Source organism: Pseudomonas sp. P5_B2, assembly GCF_056400445.1.
In genome coordinates this window covers 1-648 of sequence record NZ_JBFULH010001383.1, presented here as the reverse complement: position 1 = coordinate 648, position 648 = coordinate 1, and the positions used below count along the sequence as shown (strand labels likewise).

Below are 648 nucleotides of genomic sequence, written 5' to 3'. Positions count from 1 at the left end.
CAATAACTCTGCGGCGCCGCCCTTGCCGAACAGTTTGCCGTTGGCCGCATCAAGGGCGGCTTGCATGTTCTTGCGTTCCAACATCCGCACTTGTGCGTCGGTCATGACGCCGTGAATCACGGATGAATCCGGCGCAGGTTGAACCTCACGCTTGCTGGGTTCGTCGGGCAAGTCCATGGTTAGGTCGGCGCCACGGGAAGTAATCAGCGCACGTTCGATGACGTTCTGCAGTTCACGGATATTACCGGGCCACGAATAATGCTGCAGGCGATCGATATCGCTGTTGCGCAGGCGTCGGCCAGGCATGTTCAAGCGCTTGGCGGTCTGTTTGAGAAAGTGTGCGGCCAGCGGCGCAATGTCCATCGGGCGTTCACGAAGCGCAGGTGATTGGATAGGAAATACGTTAAGCCGAAAGTACAGATCCTCGCGGAAACGTTTGCCTGCAACCTCCTGCCGCAGGTCGCGGTTGGTCGCAGCGATGATGCGTACATCGACCTTGCGCGTGCGCTCCTCTCCCACACGTTCGAATTGACCTTCTTGCAGTACGCGCAGCAACTTGCTCTGCAATTCCAAAGGGATCTCGCCAACTTCATCAAGGAATAAAGTCCCGCCGTCAGCCAGTTCAAACCGCCCTACTCTGTCACGTAT

General features: G+C 57.1%; 1 protein-coding gene. It reads right to left on the bottom strand.

Annotated features, from left to right (window positions below):
• Positions 1 to 648, bottom strand: a 648-nt coding sequence (locus tag AC1DRJ_RS31350; RefSeq protein ID WP_477805522.1) for a sigma 54-interacting transcriptional regulator, incomplete at both ends; no start/stop codon positions are given.